At 71.4% G+C, this 19,871-nt stretch carries 15 protein-coding genes, 1 tRNA gene and 1 pseudogene; 1 reads left to right on the top strand and 16 read right to left on the bottom strand.

What is annotated here, in order from left to right:
• Nucleotides 1-81: 81 nt before the first annotated feature.
• From glyA to ADK55_RS10730, 14 genes are all read right to left on the bottom strand, one after another.
• On the bottom strand, nucleotides 82-1,311 hold the full coding sequence (gene glyA, locus ADK55_RS10795; protein WP_053677430.1) for a serine hydroxymethyltransferase: 1,230 nt from the start codon (nucleotides 1,309-1,311) through the stop codon (nucleotides 82-84).
• A 90-nt stretch (nucleotides 1,312-1,401) separates the two neighbouring features.
• A complete protein-coding gene (locus ADK55_RS10790; RefSeq protein WP_053677427.1) occupies nucleotides 1,402-2,055 on the bottom strand; it encodes a low molecular weight phosphatase family protein in 654 nt (217 codons plus the stop codon).
• Nucleotides 2,052-2,699 (bottom strand): L-threonylcarbamoyladenylate synthase, encoded by a 648-nt coding sequence (locus ADK55_RS10785; RefSeq protein ID WP_053677425.1) that lies wholly within the window; start codon nucleotides 2,697-2,699, stop codon nucleotides 2,052-2,054. The genes ADK55_RS10790 and ADK55_RS10785 overlap by 4 nt, the downstream gene beginning before the upstream one ends.
• Nucleotides 2,700-2,745: 46 nt before the next feature.
• Nucleotides 2,746-3,591: a peptide chain release factor N(5)-glutamine methyltransferase gene (prmC, locus tag ADK55_RS10780; RefSeq protein ID WP_053677424.1), complete on the bottom strand. Its 846-nt coding sequence runs from the start codon at nucleotides 3,589-3,591 to the stop codon at nucleotides 2,746-2,748.
• Between the two features lie 48 nt (nucleotides 3,592-3,639).
• Nucleotides 3,640-4,719 carry a peptide chain release factor 1 gene (gene prfA, locus ADK55_RS10775; RefSeq protein WP_053677422.1) on the bottom strand — a complete coding sequence of 360 codons (1,080 nt, stop codon included), beginning with the start codon at nucleotides 4,717-4,719 and terminating at the stop codon, nucleotides 3,640-3,642.
• A 108-nt stretch (nucleotides 4,720-4,827) separates the two neighbouring features.
• Nucleotides 4,828-5,046 carry a 50S ribosomal protein L31 gene (rpmE, locus tag ADK55_RS10770; RefSeq protein WP_053677420.1) on the bottom strand — a complete coding sequence of 73 codons (219 nt, stop codon included), beginning with the start codon at nucleotides 5,044-5,046 and terminating at the stop codon, nucleotides 4,828-4,830.
• Between the two features lie 190 nt (nucleotides 5,047-5,236).
• Nucleotides 5,237-6,343 carry an LCP family protein gene (locus ADK55_RS10765; RefSeq protein WP_053677418.1) on the bottom strand — a complete coding sequence of 369 codons (1,107 nt, stop codon included), beginning with the start codon at nucleotides 6,341-6,343 and terminating at the stop codon, nucleotides 5,237-5,239.
• A 371-nt stretch (nucleotides 6,344-6,714) separates the two neighbouring features.
• Nucleotides 6,715-8,856: a transcription termination factor Rho gene (gene rho, locus ADK55_RS10760; protein ID WP_053677415.1), complete on the bottom strand. Its 2,142-nt coding sequence runs from the start codon at nucleotides 8,854-8,856 to the stop codon at nucleotides 6,715-6,717.
• Nucleotides 8,857-9,332: 476 nt separating this feature from the next.
• Nucleotides 9,333-10,259, bottom strand: coding sequence for a homoserine kinase (gene thrB, locus ADK55_RS10755; protein ID WP_053677412.1), 927 nt, complete (start codon nucleotides 10,257-10,259; stop codon nucleotides 9,333-9,335).
• A gap of 316 nt (nucleotides 10,260-10,575) precedes the next feature.
• The gene (gene thrC, locus ADK55_RS10750) at nucleotides 10,576-11,646 is read right to left on the bottom strand and encodes a threonine synthase (protein ID WP_053677410.1); all 1,071 of its coding nucleotides are present in this window, start codon (nucleotides 11,644-11,646) and stop codon (nucleotides 10,576-10,578) included.
• 6 nt (nucleotides 11,647-11,652) lie between these two features.
• Nucleotides 11,653-12,945 (bottom strand): homoserine dehydrogenase, encoded by a 1,293-nt coding sequence (locus ADK55_RS10745; RefSeq protein WP_053677408.1) that lies wholly within the window; start codon nucleotides 12,943-12,945, stop codon nucleotides 11,653-11,655.
• A 124-nt stretch (nucleotides 12,946-13,069) separates the two neighbouring features.
• Nucleotides 13,070-14,461 carry a diaminopimelate decarboxylase gene (lysA, locus tag ADK55_RS10740; protein WP_053677406.1) on the bottom strand — a complete coding sequence of 464 codons (1,392 nt, stop codon included), beginning with the start codon at nucleotides 14,459-14,461 and terminating at the stop codon, nucleotides 13,070-13,072.
• A gap of 19 nt (nucleotides 14,462-14,480) precedes the next feature.
• Nucleotides 14,481-15,560, bottom strand: a complete 1,080-nt coding sequence (nrtL, locus tag ADK55_RS10735) for an ArgS-related anticodon-binding protein NrtL (RefSeq protein ID WP_063839500.1) — start codon at nucleotides 15,558-15,560, stop codon at nucleotides 14,481-14,483.
• Nucleotides 15,561-15,703: 143 nt separating this feature from the next.
• Nucleotides 15,704-16,198, bottom strand: coding sequence for a response regulator (locus ADK55_RS10730; protein WP_234349995.1), 495 nt, complete (start codon nucleotides 16,196-16,198; stop codon nucleotides 15,704-15,706).
• An 82-nt stretch (nucleotides 16,199-16,280) separates the two neighbouring features.
• Between ADK55_RS10730 and ADK55_RS10725 the strand changes: the two genes are divergently transcribed.
• A tRNA-Arg gene (locus tag ADK55_RS10725) sits at nucleotides 16,281-16,352 on the top strand.
• Between the two features lie 218 nt (nucleotides 16,353-16,570).
• Here ADK55_RS10725 and ADK55_RS39150 read toward each other — a convergent pair.
• Together ADK55_RS39150 and ADK55_RS40935 are read right to left on the bottom strand one after the other, a co-directional pair.
• Nucleotides 16,571-17,128, bottom strand: a pseudogene (locus ADK55_RS39150) (site-specific integrase); the annotation flags it as partial.
• Nucleotides 17,118-17,993, bottom strand: coding sequence for a helicase-associated domain-containing protein (locus ADK55_RS40935; protein WP_420713619.1), 876 nt, complete (start codon nucleotides 17,991-17,993; stop codon nucleotides 17,118-17,120). The gene ADK55_RS40935 and the pseudogene ADK55_RS39150, both read right to left, overlap by 11 nt.
• Nucleotides 17,994-19,871 lie beyond the last annotated feature (1,878 nt).

Here is a 19,871-nt window from a genome sequence, read left to right as displayed (position 1 = left end):
CCACACATTAGCTGCGATGTACCCCACTCCGAGGACGCGCGGGGAGGCTACCGCGGTTGCGGTACGCCCGGCTTGTCCCTGTCAGTACCCATACGGTGGAAATTCTCGTGTCAGTTCTTCGACCTCCGTACGGGTCTTCGCGGCTTCCCCGTGGAGCGCCGCCGCAAACAGCGCTCCGATCCGTCGCATCTCGGCCCCGCCCATGCCCTGCGTGGTCACGGCCGCCGTGCCGAGACGGATCCCGCGCTGTTCCCCGTACGGGAGGGCGCAGGTGTCCAGCACGATGCCGGCGGCGGCCAGCCGGCCGCGCGCGGTCGGGCCGTCCAGTCCGAGGGGGGCCGGGTCGACGCTGATCAGGTGGGTGTCGGTGCCGCCGGTCGTCACGAGGAAACCGTCGGCCTCCAGCTCCTCGGCGAGCGCCCGGGCGTTGGCGACCACCCGGTGGGCGTACGTGGTGAACGCGGGCCCGGCGGCCTCCCCGAAGGCCACGGCCTTGGCGGCGATGGTGTGCATCTGGGCGCCGCCCTGGGTGAAGGGGAACACCGCCCGGTCCACCCGTTCCGCGAACTCGGCGCCGCACAGGATCATGCCTCCGCGCGGACCGCGCAGCACCTTGTGCGTGGTCGCGCAGATCACGTCCGCGTAGGGGACGGGGCTGGGGGCCGCCCCGCCGGCGACCAGACCGATCGGGTGCGCGGCGTCCGCGATCAGGAAGGCCCCGACCTCGTCGGCGATCTGGCGGAAGACCCCGTACTCGGGGTGGCGGGGGTAACAGATCGAGCCACAGACGATGGCCTTGGGACGGTGCCGGCGGGCGAGTTCGTGGACCTGTTCGTAGTCGATGAGGCCCGTTTCGGCGTCCAGCCCGTAGCCGACGAATTCGAACCAGCGACCGGAGAAGTTCGCGGGTGAGCCGTGTGTGAGGTGTCCGCCGTACGGGAGTCCCATCGCCAGGACCGTGTCGCCGGGGCGCAGCAGCGCGGCGTACGCGGCGAGGACCGCGGAGGAACCGGAGTGCGGCTGCACATTGGCGTGATCCACCCCGAAGAGGGCGCGGGCCCGCTCGACGGCGATCCGCTCGGCCAGGTCGGCGTACTCGCAGCCGCCGTGGTGGCGGGCGCCCGGGTAGCCCTCGGCGTACTTGTTGGCGAGCGCCGATCCGAGGGCGGTGAGCACGGCGGGCGAGGTGAAGTTCTCGGCGGCGATCAGCTGGAGGGTGCCGGCCTGCCGTCGCGCCTCTCCGGCGAGCACGTCGGCCATCTGCGGGTCCTGCTGCCGCAGCAGGTCCGTGGGCTGGGTGATGACGCTCATGGCGCGACTCCAGAGACGTGTACCGGGTACCGCCCACTGTAGGACCGCGGTGCCCGTCGCGCCTTGTGGCGCCCGCGCGCGGGTGAGTCCTCAGCGTCCTGCGGTGACGCCCGTCAGGGCGGTGACCACGGGGTCCAGCGCCTGGTTGATCTCGTCGCCGATGGAGCGGAAGAAGGTGATGGGGGCGCCGTACGGGTCGTACACCTCGTCGGCATCCGGCGAGGGGGCCAGCAGCCAGCCGCGCAGCGCGGCGGCGGCCCGTACCAGGGCGCGGGCGCGCTCCGCCATGCCGTCGTCCAGCGGCGGCAGGGTGGCCGGATCTATCGCCCGCACGAGCCGGGTGAACTCCTTCAGGGTGAAGGTCCGCAGCCCCGCGGAGTGGCCCATGGAGATGACCTGTGCCCGGTGGTCCCGGGTCGCGGTGAGCACCAGGTCGGCGCGTATGACGTGCTCGTCCAGCAGCTCGCGCCCGGTGAACCCGGAGGCGTCGGCCCCGAAGTCGGCGAGGACCGCGGCGGCGTTGGCCTCCATCGGCGCCCCCTCGTGGCCCCAGGTGCCCGCGCTCTCCACGATGAGGTCCCCGGTCACGGGGCCGCCGAGGCGGTGCGACAGGGCGTGCCGCGTCAGCCGCTCGGTGATCGGCGAGCGGCACACGTTGCCGGTGCTGACGTGGAGTATGCGGAAGGATCCGCCCCCGGCCACGGCCGGGAGGTGTCCTGCTATGCCACGCCCCTCAGGGCTCACGGGGCCACCTCGAGGTCGGGTACGACCTCCCGCAGCTGGTCCGCGGTCAGCGCGCCCTCGCGCAGCAGGACCGGGACCTTCCCGGTGACATCGACGATCGACGACGGCTGGATGCCGGGGGTCGGCCCGCCGTCCAGGTACACGGACACGGAGTCGCCCAGCATCTCGCGGGCGGCGTCGCAGTCCTCGGGGGCCGGGTGCCCGGTCAGGTTCGCCGAGGACACGGCCATCGGGCCGACCTCGGTCAGCAGCTCGATCGCGACGGGGTGCAGGGGCATCCGCACGGCCACGGTCCCGCGGGTCTCCCCCAGGTCCCAGGCCAGCGACGGCTGGTGCTTGGCGACCAGCGTCAGCGCGCCCGGCCAGAAGGCGTCGACGAGTTCCCAGGCCTGCTCGGAGAAGTCCGTGACCAGGCCGTGCAGGGTGTTCGGCGAGCCGATGAGGACCGGGGTGGGCATGTTGCGGCCGCGCCCCTTGGCGGCGAGCAGGTCACCGACCGCCTCGGCGCTGAAGGCGTCCGCACCGATCCCGTACAGGGTGTCGGTGGGCAGCACGACGAGCTCGCCGCGGCGCACGGCGGATGCGGCTTCGCGCAGGCCCGTCTTGCGGTCCGTCGCGTCGTTGCAGTCGTATCGCCGGGCCATCAGCGGGCCTCCTCAAGCAGCGGGGTGGTGGCGGGAAGGGGCGCGCTCACGGCAGGGCCTTGCGGGCGGTCGCGAAGCGCGGGCGGTTGTTGAGGTCGGGGTGGTCGGCCGCGTCGGCCCAGCCACGCTCCTCGGCGAAGATCCACGGGACCTGGCCGCCCTGGGTGTCGGCGTGCTCGATGACGACGATCCCGCCGGGTCGCAGCAGCCGGTGGGCGGTGCGCTCGATGCCTCGGATGGTGTCGAGGCCGTCCTCGCCGGAGAACAGCGCCATCTCGGGGTCGTGGTCGCGGGCCTCGGGGGCGACGTACTCCCACTCGGTGAGCGGGATGTACGGCGGGTTCGAGATCACCAGGTCCACCTGGCCGTCCAGCTCGGGCAGCGCGCTCAGCGCGTCGCCCTGGTGGACGGTGACCCGGGAGCCCTCGGCGTTCTTGCGGGTCCACTGGAGGGCGTCCTCGGACAGCTCGACCGCGTGCACGCGCGAGCGCGGCACCTCCTGGGCCATGGCCAGGGCGATGGCCCCGGACCCGGCGCACAGGTCCACGATCAGCGGTTCGACGACGTCCATCGCCCGGACGGCCTGTATGGCCCAGTCGACGACCGACTCGGTCTCGGGCCGGGGCACGAAGACCCCGGGGCCCACCTGGAGCTCCAGATACCGGAAGAAGGCTCGGCCGGTGATGTGCTGGAGCGGCTCGCGGGCCTCGCGCCGGGCGATGGTCTCCCAGTACCGGGCGTCGAAGTCGGTGTCCTTGACGTGGTGCAGTTCCCCCCGTTTGACGCCGTGCACGAAGGCCGCGAGTTCCTCGGCGTCGAAGCGCGGTGAGGGCACGCCGGCGGCGGCCAGCCGCTGGGTGGCCTGGGCCACCTCGGCAAGCAGCAAGTTCACGCTGGTCCTCCGGGCTGCTGTCGTACGGGGGGGTGGTGCGGGTCTGGATCAGTGGGCGGCCGCGAGCTTGGCCGCGGAGTCGGTGTCGACGCAGGCCTGGATGACCGGGTCGAGGTCGCCGTCGAGCACCTGGTCCAAGTTGTACGCCTTGAAGCCGGTCCGGTGGTCCGAGATCCGGTTTTCCGGGTAGTTGTACGTGCGGATCTTCTCGGACCGGTCCACGCTGCGCACCTGGCTGCGGCGCACGTCGGAGGCCTCCTGCTCGGCGGCTTCCTGGGCCGCGGCGAGCAGCCGCGAGCGCAGGATGCGCATGGCCTGCTCCTTGTTCTGGAGCTGGCTCTTCTCGTTCTGGCAGGACGCGACGACACCGGTCGGGAGGTGCGTGATGCGCACGGCCGAGTCGGTGGTGTTGACGGACTGGCCGCCGGGACCCGAGGAGCGGTACACGTCGATGCGGAGGTCGTTCATGTTGACCTCGACCTCGACCTCCTCGGCTTCCGGGGTGACGAGCACGCCGGCGGCGGAGGTGTGGATGCGGCCCTGGGACTCGGTGGCCGGCACGCGCTGGACGCGGTGCACGCCGCCCTCGTACTTCAGGCGGGCCCAGACACCCTGGCCGGGCTCGGTCGCGCCGTTGCCGCCCTTGGTGCGGACGGAGACCTGTACGTCCTTGTAGCCGCCGAGTTCGGACTCGGTGGCGTCGATGATCTCGGTCTTCCAGCCCACGCGCTCGGCGTAGCGCAGGTACATGCGCAGCAGGTCGCCCGCGAAGAGGGCGGACTCGTCACCGCCCGCGCCGGCCTTGACCTCGAGGAGCACGTCCTTGTCGTCGCTGGGGTCGCGAGGAACGAGCAGCAGGCGGAGCTTCTCGGTGAGCTCTTCGCGCTGTGCGGTCAGTTCCTTGGCCTCGGCGGCGAAGTCGGGGTCGGTCGCCGCGAACTCCTTGGCCGTCTCGATGTCCTCGGCCGCCTGCTTCCACGCGCGGAAGGTGGCGACGATCGGCGTGAGCTCCGCGTAGCGCTTGTTCAGCTTGCGGGCGTTGGCCTGATCGGAGTGGACCGAAGGGTCGGCGAGCTTCTTTTCCAGATCGGCGTGCTCGCCGATCAGTTCCTCGACCGCCTCGAACATCGGGGGCTCCTGGAGATAAGTGAGAAAGGGCTGCGGGACGAGAAAGGCGCCGGCCCGGCTGCCCCCGTGTGAAACGGTGCGCAGCCGGGATCCGGCGCCGGAGGCTCGCTACTTCGAGCCGGCAGCCTTGCCGAAGCGGGCCTCGAAGCGGGCCACACGGCCACCGGTGTCGAGGATCTTCTGCTTGCCCGTGTAGAACGGGTGGCACTCGGAGCAGACCTCGGCACGGATGGTGCCCTCGGTCAGGGTGCTACGGGTGGTGAACGACGCGCCACAGGTGCAGCTGACCTGGGTCTCGACGTACTGGGGGTGAACATCGCGCTTCAAGGTGTCTCCTAGATTCGGGAGGGCGCCGGGTCGCAGGAGCCGAATTGCGCGCTGCGTGAACCGGGGCCGACAGACCAGTCTGCCAGGACCGGGCCGCCTGTCAAAATTCTGAGGACGCCCTCCTCAACAGGGAGCGGCGGGCATCTATTCCGGCCCCCGGAGGAACCGTCCTGACCTGCGGTGACTCGCGTCAGGGGCTCTGCACGATCGACCCGGCCGTGCCCTTGTCCCCCGCCGAGTCCGCCGTGGCCTCGGCCGGAATCGGCTGGTCGGCGAGCAGGGAGTCCCAGACCATCTTCGACTCCTTGGCGAGGGGGACGACCCGGTTGGGGTCGACGGGGTCGCCGGCCACCGGGAGGGTGATCATCTGCATGTCCGCGCCGTCGATGCCCTGGAGTCCCTGTGCGAAGCCCATCAGGGACTTCACGTCGCCGAGCGCCCGGTCGGTGGTGATCGCCTTGGTGGCGGAGTCCGCGAGGTCGAGCAGCCGTTTGGGGTTGTCGAAGACGCCGACGTTCTTGACCTGCTTGATCAGCGCCTTGATGAAGGCCTGCTGGAGTTGTATTCGTCCCAGGTCGCTGCCGTCGCCGACGCTCTTGCGGGTCCGGACGAGGCCGAGGGCCTGTTCGCCGTTGAGCTTGTTCACGCCGGCCGGCAGGTTCAGGTGGCTGGCGCCGTCCTTGATCGGCTTGGTGGTGGTGACCTCGACGCCGCCGAGGTTGTCGATGATCTTCTTGAAGCCCGTGAAGTCGACCTCGATGTAGTGGTCCATGCGGATCCCCGACATCTTCTCGACGGTCTTGACCGCGCAGACGGCCCCGCCGACCGTGAAGGCCTCGTTGAACTGCGAGCGGTTGCCGCCCTTGTCGGTCTTGCCGTCCGAGGTCTCGCAGGAGGGGCGCTTCACGATGGTGTCGCGCGGTATCGACACCACGCTCGCCTTCTTGTGGCCCTCGTACAGGTGGATGATCATCGCGGTGTCGGAGCGGGCCGAGCCGCCGTCGTCGCGGCCGTACTCGCCGTTGGCTCCGCCGCGGGAGTCCGAGCCGAGGACCAGGATGTCCATGGAGCCGTTGTCGACGTTCTGCGGGCGGTCGGTGCCGAGGGCCTGGTCGATGTCGACGCTCTTCAGGTTCCCGTTGAACTTGAAGTAGAAGTAACCCAGTCCCCCGCCGCCCAACACGACCACGCCGGCGGCCGTCCAGGCGACGACGGTGAGGGCCTTGCGGCGCCGCGGCGGCGGCTTGCGTCGGCGCCCTCCGCCTGCGGCGCGGCGGCCCGTGCTGTCCTCGGTCATGGTCTCCTCAGTCCTGCGTACGGCGCCCGGCCCGGTCGGCCGATCTCCCCCTGCTGCCCCCTGACACAGACGGACTAACGTCCTTCAGGGTTCCACGCCCGCGGGCGTGATCGGGCCGCCTCACGGGCCGCCGGCCCGGGGATCCGCGCCGCGCCGCGGCGCGCTCGCCTGGGGTTTCCCGACGGAAGGGGGCGGCGCGCAGGGGGGTGCCGAAGGGGCGGGAGTGTGTCGAACGTCGCACCGAGTGCCGACAGTGTGTACGCCGCGTGTACGAACCGGCGTACGCCGTCAGTGCCCGTACACGACGAAACCGCCCCTTCCGCGGAGTGCGGCGGGGGCGGTTTCGGTCGGACGTGCGGCTACGGCGACGGTCAGTCGTCGTTCTTGCCCGCGGGCGTCGTCTTGGCGATCTGCATCAGGAACTCGGCGTTCGACTTCGTCTGCTTCATCTTGTCGAGCAGCAGCTCGATCGCCTGCTGCGAGTCGAGTGCGTGCAGTACCCGGCGCAGCTTCCAAACGATGGCGAGCTCCTCCGCGTTGAGGAGGATCTCCTCCTTGCGGGTGCCCGACGGGTCGACGTCGACGGCCGGGAAGATGCGCTTGTCGGCGAGCTTGCGGTCGAGCTTGAGCTCCATGTTGCCGGTGCCCTTGAACTCCTCGAAGATCACCTCGTCCATGCGCGAGCCGGTGTCGACCAGCGCGGTGGCCAGGATGGTCAGCGAGCCGCCGTCCTCGATGTTGCGCGCGGCACCGAAGAAGCGCTTCGGCGGGTACAGCGCGGTCGAGTCGACACCACCGGACAGGATGCGGCCGGAGGCGGGGGCGGCGAGGTTGTACGCGCGGCCCAGACGGGTGATGGAGTCCAGCAGGACGACCACGTCGTGACCCAGCTCGACGAGACGCTTGGCGCGCTCGATGGCCAGCTCGGCGACGGTGGTGTGGTCTTCGGCCGGACGGTCGAAGGTCGAGGAGATGACCTCGCCCTTGACCGACCGCTGCATGTCGGTGACCTCTTCCGGACGCTCGTCGACCAGGACGACCATCAGGTGGCACTCGGGGTTGTTGACCGTGATCGCGTTGGCGATGGCCTGCATGATCATGGTCTTGCCGGTCTTCGGCGGGGCCACGATCAGACCGCGCTGGCCCTTGCCGATCGGCGCGACGAGGTCGATGATGCGGGTCGTCAGCACGCCCGGGTCGGTCTCCAGACGGAGCCGGTCCTGCGGGTACAGGGGCGTCAGCTTCTGGAACTCCGGCCGGCCGCGGCCGGATTCGGGCGCCATGCCGTTGACGGAGTCCAGGCGCACGAGGGCGTTGAACTTCTCGCGGCGCTCGCCGTCCTTGGGCTGGCGGACCGCACCGGTGGTGTGGTCGCCCTTGCGCAGACCGGCCTTGCGGACCTGGGCGAGGGAGACGTACACGTCGTTCGGGCCGGGCAGGTAGCCCGAGGTCCGGATGAACGCGTAGTTGTCGAGGATGTCGAGGATGCCCGCGACGGGGATCAGCACGTCGTCGTCGGCGACCTGCGGCTCGCTCGGCGCGAACTCGTCACGGCCGCGACGGCCACGACGGTCGCGGTAGCGGCCACGACGGCCGCGACGGCCGTCCTCACCGTCGAAGTCGTCCTGGGGGCCGTTGTCCTGACGGTCCTGACGACCCTGCTGGCCCTGGTTCTGCCCCTGGCCGCGGCCGCCCTGCTGCTGACGGTCACCGCGGTCCTGCCGGCCTCCGCCCTGAGCGCCCTGACCCGCCTGGCCCTGACCCGTCTGGGTCTGGCCCGTCTGGGTCTGGCCGGCCTGGCCCTGACCGGCCTGGCCCTGGTCGTCGGCCTTGGCGCCGCGGTCACGGCGCTCGCGCCGGCCGTCGCCGCGCTCGGCACGGTCACCGCGGTCGCGACGGTCGCGGCGTCCGCGACCCTCGCCGGCCTCCTGGGCCTGACCCTGTCCACCGGAGACGGCGGTCGCGGCCTCGGCCTTGACGTCGGTCTGCGCGGCGGGGGCGGTCTCGGTCTTCTGCTCGACCTGCACGGCGACGGGCGCCGCGGACTCCGGGCTTCCGGAGGGGGCGGTGGCGCGACGGCGGCGACGCTCGCCGGCCGGGGCTTCCTCCCGCTCGGCTTCGCTCGCGCGGGAGGGGCCCCCCGCCGGCTGGCCCGGGATGTCGATCTGGGACTGCTGCGCGGCCTTCTCGACGGGCGCCTCGGCGGCGACGTCGCCCGTGCGGGCCTTGCTGGTGGCGCGGCGCTTCGGCTTGGCCTCGGCGGTGTCCGCGGCGGCGGCCTTGGGGGCGCTGCCGCCCGCCTGCGCCTCCTTGATGACCTCGATCAGCTGGCTCTTGCGCATGCGCGCGGTGCCCCTGATGCCGAGGCCGGACGCGACCTGCTGAAGCTCGGCCAGGACCATGCCGTCGAGGCCGGTGCCGGAGCGGCGACGCTTGGGCGCGGCGCCCGCGGCGGGGGCACTGGTGTCGACGTTGGTGTCGGCAGCGCCCATCAGATCGGTGGTGTCGCTCACGAAGGGTCCTTCCCTGGAGCGGACGTCGGCCTGTCTGGCTCGGCGACCGGTTGTGCTGTCCGACAACGGACCACGACTTGATGGGTCATGGACCGCGGCCGGGGCGGTGGTCCGCCGATAGGGATACGGCGGAGAGAAACGTGCGTGGGTGGTTCCGGCGAGAAGCCCCCGAGCTGAAAGCGTGGGAATGTCACGCCGATTCCGGAGCGTGCTCGAAACTGCTGGTGGCGATCAAAGCAGTCGGGGAGGCTCCCGGAAGAAAGGTGGTCCCGAATGGGGACACTGAGCACCGAGCCATGGCGGCTTCGGATGCGCACTTGAGACTAACACTACCGGATCCAACAGACATTCCCCCTCTCAATCACCGGCTGTAACGCCCTTCCGCGCGAGCGGCCTGCCCGGCCGCCCGCCCTGGTCACTGGCCGGCCTTCCCCTTTTCGGCCGCGCCTTTTCGGCCGCGGCCATTCGGGAAAGGCTCAGCCGCCCTGCGTGCCCAGCGGAAGTACGCTCGCGCCCGCGGCGTCGAGGGCGAGCCGGTTCGCGGCCCACCCCTCGCCCGCGAGCCGCGCGACCTTGTCGGCCGCACCGTTGTCGACCAGCGCGAGGACCGTGGGGCCCGCGCCGGAGATGACCGCGGGAATTCCGTCCGCCCGCAGTCGGCCCACGAGTGCCACGCTCTCGGGCATCGCCGGGGACCGGTATTCCTGGTGCAACCGGTCCTCGGTGGCGGGCAGCAGCAGCTCGGGACGCCTGGTCAGGGCTTCCACGAGCAGGCCCGCACGACCCGCGTTGACGGCCGCGTCCACGTGCGGGACGGTGCGCGGCAGCAGGCCGCGCGCGGTCTCGGTCAGGACCGGCTTGGACGGCACGAAGACCACCGGAACGATGGAATCCGCGGGCTCCATACGGATGGCCTTGGCGCTGCCGCCGTCCATCCAGGCAAGGGTGAAGCCGCCGAGGAGACAGGCGGCGACGTTGTCGGGGTGACCCTCGATCTCGGTGGCGAGTTCCAGCAGCGCGGCGTCGTCGAGCTTCGCCTCCCCGCCTATGGTCACCGCGCGGGCGGCGACGATGCCGGCGCAGATCGCGGCGGAGGAGGAGCCCAGGCCCCGACCGTGCGGGATCCGGTTGGCACAGACGACCTCCAGGCCGCGCGGCTGTCCGCCCAGCAGGTCGAAGGCGGTGCGCATGGAACGCACGAGGAGGTGGCTCTCGTCGCGCGGGAGGGTGTCGGCGCCCTCACCCGCGATGTCGATGTTCAGGCCGGAGTCGGCGACCCGGACGACCACGTCGTCGTAGAGCCCCAGGGCCAGACCGAGGGCGTCGAAGCCCGGGCCGAGGTTGGCGCTGCTGGCGGGGACGCGCACTCGTACGGCGGCGGCGCGGAACGCTGGACCTGCCATCGGTCGATGACACTCCTTGTGACTGTGCGAGATCTGGTGCTGGGCGGGATCTTCGCTGCGAATGTACTGGAGAACGTACGACACCCGAAGGCCCTTGGGGCAGCACCGAGTCATATGCGCGGTGGCGGATGTGAGTACAGCGTATCGAAGGAAGGTTCTCTCGCGACATAGGGCGCACAGGAGGCGCACGATGCGTGTCGTGTTCTTCCGCTGAATTCCGTTGTCTTTTGTGCCGTACGGACCGAGTTGCCGGATTCCGGGGACTTCCGGAATCCGGCGACTCGGCGAGGGATCCGACCGGGGTCGGACCCCGGGGTCAGATCAGACCGAGGCGGGCGGCCGCGGCCTCGGCGTCCACCGGAATGGTGATGGGCTGCGGGGCGCCGGCGACGGCCCAGTCGGGGTCCTTCAGACCGTTGCCGGTGACCGTGCAGACGATCTTCTGGCCGGGGTCGACCAGGCCGAGATCGACGGCCTTGAGCAGGCCGGCCACCGAGGCGGCCGAGGCGGGCTCGACGAAGACACCCTCCTGGGCGGCCAACAGGCGGTAGGCCGCGAGGATTTGGCGGTCCGTCACCTCGTCGATGAAACCGCCCGACTCGTCCCGGGCCTGAAGGGCGTAGTCCCAGGAGGCCGGGTTGCCGATCCGGATCGCGGTGGCGATGGTGTGCGGCTCCTTGACGACCTCGCCGCGCACGATGGGCGCGGAACCGGAGGCCTGGAAGCCCCACACGCGGGGCGTACGGGAGGACAGGCCGTCGGCCTTGTACTCCTTGAAGCCCTTCCAGTACGCGGTGATGTTGCCGGCATTGCCGACGGGCAGCACGTGGATGTCGGGGGCGTCGCCGAGCGCGTCGACGATCTCGAACGCGGCCGTCTTCTGACCCTCGATGCGCACCGGATTGACGGAATTGACCAGCGCCACCGGGTAGTTGTCGGACAGCGCGCGGGCCAGGTCCAGGCAGTCGTCGAAGTTGCCGTCGACCTGAAGGATCTTGGCGCCGTGTACGAGGGCCTGGCCCATCTTGCCGAGCGCGATCTTGCCGCGCGGCACGAGGACGGCGCAGACCATGCCGGCGCGGACCGCGTAGGCCGCGGCCGAGGCCGAGGTGTTGCCGGTGGAGGCGCAGATGACGGCCTTGGCGCCCTCCTCCTTGGCCCGGGTGATCGCCATCGTCATGCCGCGGTCCTTGAAGGACCCGGTGGGGTTGGCACCCTCGACCTTCAGGTGGACCTCACAGCCCGTGCGCTCGGAGAGCAACTGGGCCGGGACGAGGGGAGTACCGCCCTCACGGAGCGTGACCACCGGAGTCGTGGCCGTGACCGGCAGGCGGTCCCGGTACTCCTCGATGATGCCGCGCCACTGGTGGGTGCGATTGCTGCTCATGGGTCCTTACTCCCCTTCAACACGCATGATGCTGGCGACACCGCGCACGGTGTCCAGCTTCCGCAGCGCCTCGACGGTCCCGGTGAGGGCGGCGTCGTGCGCGCGGTGAGTGACGACGACGAGGGAGGCCTCGCCGTCCTTGCCCTGTTGCCGAACGGTGTCGATGGAGACACCGTGCTCCGCGAACGTCGTCGCCACCTGGGCGAGGACGCCCGGCTTGTCCGCCACATCGAGGCTGATGTGGTAGCGCGTGACGACGTCGCCCATGGTGCTGACCGGCAGCTGGGTGTACGCAGACTCGCCGGGCCCCGTTGCCTCGGCGAGCTTGTTGCGGCAGACGGCGACGAGGTCGCCGAGGACCGCGGACGCGGTGGGGGCACCGCCCGCGCCGGGCCCGTAGAACATGAGCCGACCGGCGGCCTCCGCCTCGACGAAGACGGCGTTGTACGCCTCGCGGACGGACGCCAGCGGGTGGCTGAGCGGGATCATCGCGGGATGCACGCGGGCGGTGACGGACTGGCCGTCGGCGGCGCGCTCCAGGATCGCGAGGAGCTTGATGGTGCAGCCCATCCGCTTGGCGGAGGCGAAGTCGGCCGCGCTGACCTCGGTCATGCCCTCGCGGTACACGTCGTCGAGGCGGACCCGGGTGTGGAAGGCGATGCCGGCGAGGATCGCGGCCTTGGCGGCGGCGTCGTAGCCCTCGACGTCGGCGGTCGGGTCGGCCTCGGCGTAGCCGAGCGCGGTGGCCTCGTCGAGGGCCTCCTGGTAGCCGGCGCCCGTCGAGTCCATCTTGTCGAGGATGAAGTTCGTCGTGCCGTTGACGATGCCCATGACCCGGTTGATCTTGTCGCCCGCGAGGGACTCGCGCATCGGGCGGACCAGCGGGATGGCGCCGGCGACGGCCGCCTCGTAGTACAGGTCCAGCCCGGCGGCGACGGCCGCGGCGTGCAGCGCGGCGCCGTCCTGGGCGAGCAGCGCCTTGTTCGCCGAGACCACGGAGATGCCATGCTCGAAGGCGGTGTGGATCAGGGCGCGGGCCGGCTCGATGCCGCCGATGACCTCGATGGCGACGTCGATGTCACCGCGTTTGAGGAGGGCGGTCGCGTCGGTGGTGATGAGCGCCGGGTCGATGCCCTCGCGCACCTTGGAGGGGCGGCGCACGGCCACGCCGGCGAGCTCGACGGGCGCGCCGATCCTGGCCGTGAGGTCTTCGGCGTGCGTCGTCATGATGCGCGCCACCTCTGAGCCGACCACTCCACAGCCCAGCAGCGCCACCTTCAGCGGACGCGTACGCATCATTCGACCTACGCCTTTCGATCTTCCATCGCTACCCGGAGCGCGGTTTGCACACCAGGTGTGAACCAGTCTCACTCAATGGACAGCAGTTTCCATCCTCGGTCCATTGAGTGAGACGTCTATTTCATCATCCGAGGTCGAGACTCAGGAGATCCTCCTCCGTCTCCCGACGGACGATCACTCGCGCCTGTCCGTCGCGCACGGCGACGACGGGCGGGCGGAGCGAGTGGTTGTAGTTGCTGGCCATGGAGCGGCAGTACGCGCCGGTGGCCGGTACGGCCAGCAGGTCGCCCGGGGCCAGGTCGGCCGGCAGGAACGCGTCCTTGACCACGATGTCGCCGCTCTCGCAGTGCTTGCCGACGACGCGGACGAGCATCGGTTCGGCGTCGGAGACGCGCGAGACCAGGTTGACCGTGTACTCGGCGTCGTAGAGGGCGGTACGGATGTTGTCGGACATGCCGCCGTCGACGGACACGTACGTCCGCAGCCCCTCCAGCGGCTTGATCGTCCCGACCTCGTACAGCGTGAAGGCCGTCGGGCCGACGATCGCCCGTCCGGGTTCCACGGAGATCCGCGGGGCGCGCAGCCCGGCCGATTCGCACTCGCGGGCGACGATCTCGTGCAGGGCCTTGGCGATCTCGTGGGGTTCGCGCGGGTCGTCCGCGGAGGTGTAGGCGATGCCGAGGCCACCGCCGAGGTCGATCTCCGGGAGTTCGACGCCGTGCTCGTCGCGGACGTCGGCCAGCAGCCGGACCACGCGCTTGGCCGACACCTCGAAGCCCGCCATGTCGAAGATCTGCGAGCCGATGTGGGAGTGGACGCCGAGCAGCTCCAGGCTGTCGTGCCCGAGTGCGCGGCGCACGGCCTCTGCGGCGGAGCCGTCCGCGACGGCGATGCCGAACTTCTGGTCCTCGTGGGCGGTGGCGATGAACTCGTGGGTGTGTGCCTCGACGCCGACGGTCACGCGGATCTGCACCGGCTGCCGTACGCCGAGCTCGCGCGCGATGTGCGCGACGCGGGCGATCTCCTGGTACGAGTCGAGGACGATGCGACCGACGCCGGCCTCGATGGCGCGGGTGATCTCGGCGACGGACTTGTTGTTGCCGTGGAAGGCGATGCGTCCGGCGGGCATCTCGGCGGCGAGCGCCGTGGCCAGCTCGCCACCGGAGCAGACGTCGAGGTTGAGTCCCTCCTCCTTGAGCCACTTCACGACGGCCTTGGAGAGGAACGCCTTGCCGGCGTAGAACACGTCCGCGTCCGGCCCGAAGGCGTGCGCCCAGGCGCGGCAGCGTTCACGGAAGTCCGACTCGTCGAGGAAGAAGGCGGGCGTCCCGAACTCCTCGGCGAGGCGGGTGACTTCGACTCCGCCGACGCTGACCACGCCGTCGTCGCCGCGCGTGACGGTCCGGGCCCAGACCTTCTCGTCGAGCGCGTTCAGGTCGGCGGGCGGCGGGGCGTAGTGGCCCTCGGGCAGGACGTCGGCGTGGCGGGGGCCGGCGGGGTGCGCGGAACGGCTCATCGAAATCTCTCTTTGCGGGTCACAGGCGTTCAGGGGCGTCCATGCCGAGCAGGGTCAGGCCACCGGCCAGCACCGTCCCGGCGGCTTCGGCGACAGCCAGCCGGGAGCGGTGGGCGGCCGAGGGTTTCTCGTCGCCCTGGGGCAGTACCCGGTACTGGAAGTCGAGCAGGGCGTCGGCCAGCTCGACGAGCTGCCGTACGAGCCGCTCGGGCGCACGGTGGTACGCGGCGGCCTCCAGGGCGAGGGGGTGCTCGGCGAGGACGCGCAGGAGGGCGTTCTCACCCACCACCTCGCCGGGCAGGCTCTGGAACTCTTCGGGCAGGCTCTCGAACCCGAGCTGGGCGGCGTTGCGGGTCAGCGCGCGGGCGCGGGAATGGGCGTACCGGACGCGGAAGAACTCGTTGGACTCGTCCTGCGCGAGCAGCCGCTCGGCGAACACCGGGCTCTCGTGGGGCGCGACGGCAAGCATGGCCCAGGCGGCGGCGTCGACGCCGAAGCGCGCGCCGACGTCCCCTTCCCTGGCGGGGACGGGGGCGATGTTCGGAGCGGTGTCCGGGGTGGGGACGGTGCTCGGCACCGGTTCGGTGGCATTCGGCGTCGAGCCCTGCGTGGCCGCGATCCTCAGCAGCGCGTCGCGGACGACGCGCGCGCGGACTTCGGCGCGGGGAGCGGGGACGGGGGCGAGATCACGGTCACGCTCACGCTCACGGTCCGGGGCATGGTCCGGGTCGGGATCCGGGTCGGGATCCGGGGCGCATCCGTACCGGATTCCCTGGGCGTGGATCTCCCGCAGGAGATCGGCGACGGAACGCTTCCGCAGCACGAAGTTCAGGAACCCCGCCCCGCTGATCTCGACGCGCTCGATCCCGTCCGCCACCTCCAGTCGGCGCGCGAGCACCGCCGCCACCTCACCGGGTGCGCGGCGGGCCGACCTCGCCACCTGGAACGCGACGGGCGTGGCGTACTCCCCCACCCCACCGGGGCGGGTCCGCTCGACCACGACCCGGTCGGGAACGACCGCGTCCGCCGGAAGCTCCCCGTCCTCGACGGCGCAGCGCACGGCGCGCACGACGGTACGAGAGAGGTCAGCGGGGGTCACGTCACCCAGCCTAGGGGAGAAGCCCCCGGGTCACGCGAAGGGTTTCGGCATGTGAACACACACGTGAACACACACCTGGACACATAGAAGAGGACAGGACCCGCGCGAGCCGTCAGCCACGGGGTCCATCCACCCCGTCGGCCTTACCCTCGTCCTCTGCCCGCCGGTGTCTCTTTCCGCTCGCGCCGGTCCCGGCGCTCGGCCAGCCTGCGCACGACGCGCACCAGCTCGGCGGGCTCGAAGGGCTTGGCGAGGAACGCGTCCACCCCGGCGGCGATCCCGACCTCGACCTCGTACTGGGTGCACGCGCTGACGATGGCGACGGGCAGATGCCGCGTCCGCGGATCGGCCCGCAACTGCGCGGCCGCCCCGAAGCCGTCCAACCGAGGCATGACCACATCAAGGGTGATCACGTCCGGACACACCTCATGTACGACGTCCAGGCACTCGGCACCATCGTTCGCGGTCACGACCTCGAAGCCCTCCAGCTCGAGATTGACCTTGATCAACTGCCGGATGACCTTGTTGTCGTCGACAACAAGCACCCGACCCGAGGCGCCTGACACAACTCGAGAGTAGGTCCGCCACAGCCCCCGCGTCCGGGTTTTTGCCACTTCCACCCCCTGCGGGCGACGCACTCCCCACTCCCCGGTAAACGAGTTCCTGATCACCCGGTGAGAGCTGGTAGTGTTCAACCCGTCGCAGCAACACAAGCGACACGCCCCCGTAGCTCAGGGGATAGAGCAACGGCCTCCGGAGCCGTGTGCGCAGGTTCGAATCCTGCCGGGGGCACTTCGCAGGAAGTGCCCAAAGACCCCGCCATCAGCGAGTTCGCTGAGACGGGGTCTTCGCGTATGCGCAGCCAACTGCCGTCCTGTGCAACCGCATGTCAGACCCTGTGGACTATTCGTGGACAGGATCTCGACCGATCGCCCCAGGTCAACCCGGGAACCGCTGAAGGCCCCGAGACAGGTCCAGGGGCCTCGCAGCGCTTCGCCACTCACTCGCGATCACTCGTACTCGCGCGGCAGATCTTCGATCCGACGGTTGGCCACCTCCTGGCGGTCGTCGAGGCACTTCGCGAACCGACTGAGCAGCACTTCCACGCTGTTGCCGGCGCGCTCGGCAACCTCGGTCGAGTCGACCCCGGCATTGAGTCATGTGGAGGGCGCCGAGTGCCGGAGGCCACAGGGCCGCTGTGCGAGCGGCGAGGCAGCCACAGCCGGCGGCAGCGCGATCACCCTGGCTTCCCGCCAGGCCCGGTAGTACGTGGAGGAGGAGACCGCTCCCCCGCCCCCGGTGAAGGAGAGCCGCCCGTCCTGAGCGGTCCCGAAGGTGTCGAGGTGCTCGCGGAGGATGGTCACAAGCCGGGGCGGGATCGGCGCCCGCCTCACCTCTTCCGTGGGCCGGTTCTTCAGTCCGCGCTCGTCATGGCTCTCCCCCGAGTCGGTCCACTGCTTGCCCACATTCGGCCGCGTCCGGTGCGGTAGAGCGGTCCCCCATCCGGAACCCGGCAGAGTCGTATCTGTCGTATCCGCCTCGGCCGGCCCCACGACTTCAGCCGCCCGCGGTGAGTGTGGCGGCCAGCACGCGGGCGCTCGCGGGGACGCCGCGGGCCGGTGCACCGTAGGGGGCGTGAGCGTGGTCCAGGGTCGGCATGAGGCTCGGGGCGCGGTCGGTGGGGGCGCGGTCGAGGAGGGTGGTGCCGGTCTCGGCTTCCTGGGTGGGGGCGTAGCCGGCCGTGCGCAGGGCGGTGAGGGTCTCCTCCGGCGGGGCCGTGGAGATCAGGACCGTGGGGGCGATCCGGCGCAGGCGGAGTCTGGCCAGGCCGCGGGCCTGGGCCACCTCGGCGATCAGGGCCGTGTCGTCCGAGCGGATGCAGCAGGCGGAACGGACGACCTTGAGCTGTCCGTGGGTGCGGGCGGTGTCCTTGATCGTGTAGGCCAGCGGTTGGGGCAGGGGGGCGCCCTGTTCGCTTGCCGCCGTGAGGCGGTCGAGTAGTTCGTCGGCGCTCCAGCCGGCGTCCAGGGCCCGGCGCACGGAGGCGGCGGTGATCCGCCAGACCACCGCGTGCCCCTCGGACTCGATGTCGCCGACGCCGGAGAGCAGTTCGGCGAGGGCGGGCGCGGGCGCACCGGTGACGGTGGCGGTCAGGTCGCTCTGGAACCGGGCCGTGTCGCTGGGCTCGGGCAGCGCCGCGTACAGCTCCTCGCGGAGGGTGGTCACCGCCTTCGCCAGGGTGGGGCGCAGGGACAGGTCTTCGTCCAGGCCCTCGGAGCCCCGGGCGGACGGGTCGGCGCCCGCGCCGGGCACTGCCGGGTAGTGGTGGGCGGCTCCCGCCTCCAGCAGTCGGCACAGGGCCCGCCCGGCGGGGGTGAGCGCGCCGTGAGCGACCACGCCGAGCAGGGCCGCCTCTGCCAGGGTGGCCGCCATGCGGTCGAGGACTCCGTCCAGGCCGGTCAGCTCCCCGGCGCCGTCTGCGGCCAGGTGGACGCGCAGGGACGGCTGGAACCATGCGGCCAGGGCGAGCAGTTCGGTGTATCCGCGCGCGTTCGCGGTCAGCCCGTGTCCGTCGGGGAGGACGGCGAGCGCTCGCAGGACCCCGGTGCGCAGGATCACGGCGTCCTCGTCCTGCGGGCTGACGAGCGCGACCGGGGTCTCGTCGGGGTCCGGCCAGTGGCTGAGCACTGCGGGGACCACGACCCAGGCGGCCAGCAGCGGCAGCAGCTTGCCCGCTGCGGGGGCGGCGGCCCAAGCGTCGTAGCGGTCGCTCGGCAGCAGCCGGGCGGAGGGCTTGGGGCCCTTGGAGTTCCTACGGCCCCGGGGAGCGGGTGCCGGTTCGTCGTTCTGCGGCGCGGCCAGGCCGGCGTTCACCGCGAGGTCCAGCCACAGCCGGGTGTCGGCCTCATCGGCCCCGGCCGCCTTGGCCAGCCGCCGGGTGTCCCGTACGGCGATGCCGCCCGCCTTGCGCATCGCGACCGGCTCGGCGGCCAGCGCCCGCAGTACCAGTTCGGCCCGCCAGGCGGCCGCCGCGGCGGCCGTGCCACCCTCGCCCTCCCAGCCGGACGGCAACGGCGCGGCGGCGGTGAACGGCTCCGGTTCCAGCCGGGGGCTGGGTGCCGCGCCCCCGTCGCGCAGCGCACGGGCGACCTCGTAGGGAAGCTCGACCAGGTCGACACCGACGGGGACCAGCAGTCCGCGTACGGCCAGCCAGTCGGTGCCATCGTCGCCGCTGCCGCCCTCCCGGAAGACGTACTTGGCGTCCGGGCTCGCGTACTGTGCCCCATTCCGGCCGACGAAGCAGTGGGTTCGCAGCACCGGCGGGCCGGGTACCAGGTGGTCCAGCAGCTCCAGCGCCCGGACCGGGGCGTCCGCCACCAGTGCCCGCACCCGTGCGGGATCGGCGAGCAGAGCGATGATCAGCTCCTGGGCCTGGTCGCGGGTGCGGGCCGCGCCCTCGCCGAACAGGTTCGCGGCGATCCGCTTGACCTCCGGGGCGTTGTAGGCGTGGGTCAGCAGCCGGGTCGCGGTGCGCCCGTAGCCGTCGAAGCCGGCGGCCCGGACGTGCAACAGCGGTGGCAGCGCCAGTTTCCCCTTGGGCGCGGGGAGCAACAGCGCGCGCTCCCGCAGTCCGGCGAGCGTGTGCTCCGCCCGCCGCCGCTCCTCCCCCGGCTCGAACCAGGCCAGTACGTCCCGCTCGGGCACCAGTCGGTCCGCGGGCTCCACGGCGGCGACAGGCATCCGCTGTTGCCAGGGATACCGGGGCCCGTCCTCGGCCTCGCCGCCGGCTACGGGACCGTGTCGCTCCAGGGCGAGGGCCGCGACGGAAGCGAGCAATTCCAGTTCTCCGGCGGTGCCCGCCATCAGTCCCTGGCCCACCGACTCGTCGGTGAGCAGGTGTTCGGCGAGCTCGCGGAGGGTGGTGATCCGTCGGTACTCGGCGGCGAGCGGCAGATCCCGCTCCTCCAGCAATGCGGTCAGCCGCTCAGGATCCAGGGTGCCCAGCCATTTCGCGAGGGCGGTACGCGCATTCACCCGGCCAGGCTAGCGCCGTCCGGTCACCCCACGGGGGTGAACCTTGCGGACCCAGCGCCGCAAGAGGCAGATCGTCCTCGACACCGCAACGGGCCACCGCCACCAGCGCCGTGCCCGGCTCCGGAACGGCCGTGGACAGCGTCCTTGCCCAACTGCCGTGGCGCGACACCCGGCGCGGGAACCGCTCCGGGAATGCCGGGAAGCGCTGGGATCGGATAGCCGCTCCGGAGGCGGGTTCCGGTGGTCCGTACGAGGGGGTGGGGGTGGGTCTGTGGG

It is taken from the genome of Streptomyces sp. WM4235, assembly GCF_001279725.1.
GTDB lineage: Bacteria > Actinomycetota > Actinomycetes > Streptomycetales > Streptomycetaceae > Streptomyces.
The sequence above is the reverse complement of the archived record's forward strand: the minus strand, read 5'-3'. Positions and strand labels throughout refer to the sequence as shown.